This is a genomic window from Ruegeria sp. BF7 (genome assembly GCF_056538605.1).
On sequence record NZ_JBQFTM010000046.1, the window covers coordinates 1 to 1,991 of the forward strand.

3 protein-coding genes are annotated in these 1,991 nt (G+C 56.8%); 1 reads left to right on the top strand and 2 read right to left on the bottom strand.

Features of this window, described 5'->3' with window-relative positions; translation table 11 throughout:
- A partial coding sequence (locus ACR0IK_RS24290) for a hypothetical protein (protein WP_480643677.1) occupies positions 1 to 205 on the bottom strand: 205 nt, incomplete at its 3' end.
- A 59-nt stretch (positions 206 to 264) separates the two neighbouring features.
- Here ACR0IK_RS24290 and ACR0IK_RS24295 point away from each other — a divergent pair.
- Complete coding sequence (locus ACR0IK_RS24295) at positions 265 to 534, top strand: spike base protein, RCAP_Rcc01079 family (protein ID WP_480643678.1); 270 nt, start codon at positions 265 to 267, stop codon at positions 532 to 534.
- 82 nt (positions 535 to 616) lie between these two features.
- Here ACR0IK_RS24295 and ACR0IK_RS24300 read toward each other — a convergent pair whose 3' ends face one another.
- On the bottom strand, positions 617 to 1,783 hold the full coding sequence (locus ACR0IK_RS24300) for a nucleotide sugar dehydrogenase (RefSeq protein ID WP_480643679.1): 1,167 nt from the start codon (positions 1,781 to 1,783) through the stop codon (positions 617 to 619).
- Positions 1,784 to 1,991: the final 208 nt, after the last annotated feature.

Genomic DNA, 1,991 nt, shown 5'->3' on the forward strand with positions numbered 1-1,991 from the left:
GGTTCAGACCGGCGCCTATCTCGGAGAGGACGACATCGTCCGATACGAGGACGTCTACGCCCGAGGCCAAGGCGCAAAGGGCTGAACAGCCACGCAACAGAACGCGCGGCATAAGACACCCAAGTGCCGCGCGGAACAGGCCCCCGAAACGGGTTTTTTGTGTTGGGCCGCCGAACAGGCTGCGCAACGCACGATGGGCTTTCACGTCGTTAAGCGGATTTGGCTAGCGTTCCGCCGATTGACACAGAGAACGAGACCCGACCCATGACGACCAACCCGTTTACAAACCGTGTTTCCAGCTTGTCCGGCCCCGCGCGCGACGCTGCCCCCGTGACACCTTCTGACACCACCGATCTGGCCGAAGTGGCAATCGGTCTGTACGTCGAAACGGGCGGTGCGGTGGTGATGACCACGGTCCGCGGCGAAACACGCACCGTACAGGTGGCTGATTTTTCCATCCTGCCTGTCGGTGTGACGCGCGTTCATGCCACCGGGACAACTGCATCGGGCATCCACGCCCTCGTGCTGATCTGAGACAGAACCGAAACCTGCCGCTGTCGTTTGCGCGGCAGGTCTTCCTTGAATAGGCGCGGGTTCAGCGCCGCCCCAGCCGATCTTAGTCGGCACCGAACAGATCGCGGGTAAAGACCTTGTCGCTTACATCGCGTATTTCGTCTGACAAGCGGTTGGCGACAATTAAGTCAGCCTGCCGCTTGAACTCCTCAAGATCGCGGATCACCGGTGAGTGAAAAAAGTGATCCGCGCTCAGGGTCGGTTCATAGACGATGACCTCTATGCCCTTGGCTTTGATCCGTTTCATGATTCCCTGAACCGAGCTTTGACGGAAATTATCGCTGCCCTCTTTCATCACCAGACGGTAAATGCCGACAACCTTTGGCCCTTTCATCAGAATCTGGTCGCTGAGGAAATCCTTGCGGGTGCGGTTGGCATCGACGATAGCGCGGATCAGGTTCTGCGGCACGTGGTTGTAATTGGCCAGTAGCTGCTTGGTGTCCTTGGGCAAGCAATAACCGCCATAGCCAAAGGACGGGTTGTTGTAATGCGCGCCAATGCGCGGGTCGAGGCTGACGCCTTCGATGATCTGGCGCGAGTCCATGCCTCCTGCCAGGGAATAACTGTCCAACTCGTTGAAAAACGCCACCCGCATGGCAAGAAAGGTATTGGCGAACAGCTTGATCGCCTCGGCCTCGTCTGCATCGGTGAACAGCACCGGTACTTCCTTGTCCACCGCCCCTTCCACCAGCAGATCGGCAAAGACCTTTGCCCGGTCTGACCGTTCACCGACGATGATGCGGCTGGGGTGCAGGTTGTCATAGAGCGCCCGCCCCTCGCGCAGGAACTCCGGTGAGAAGATGACGTTGTCGGTGCCGAACCGCGCGCGGGCCCCGGCGACGAACCCCACCGGGATGGTGGATTTGATCACGATGACCGCGTCTGGATTCAGCGCGGTAACTTGTTCGATTACCGTATCGACCGAACTTGTGTCGAAGTAATTGCTGCGCGGATCGTAATTGGTTGGAGTAGCTACAATCACGAACTCTGCCCCGCCAAAGGCAGTTTCCGCATCGGTCGTGGCGGTTAGGTCAAGCGTGCGGTTCGTCAGGAAATCGGTAATCTCGGTATCCTGGATCGGGCTTTGACGCTGGTTAACTTGATCAACACGATCTGCTGACAGGTCCAAAGCCACCACTTCATGGTTTTGTGCCAACAGCACAGCATTGGACAGGCCGACATAGCCAATCCCGGCAATTGCAATCTTCATACAAAAATTCCTTGTGTAACCAGTGTCCGGGTTCGCGAATCGAACATACCCTAATTTTACCGCCTGATAAGAAGCGAAGTTTTTGTTCGTATTAGGTCGTTCTCAGTTGGTTTCGCATTAATTCACTGCGGCGTTGATAGGAGTTGTTACGAGGGATGGTGTGATTTGGCTGATTGTTCTTCCCCATCGGGTGACGGGGTTTTCTGCG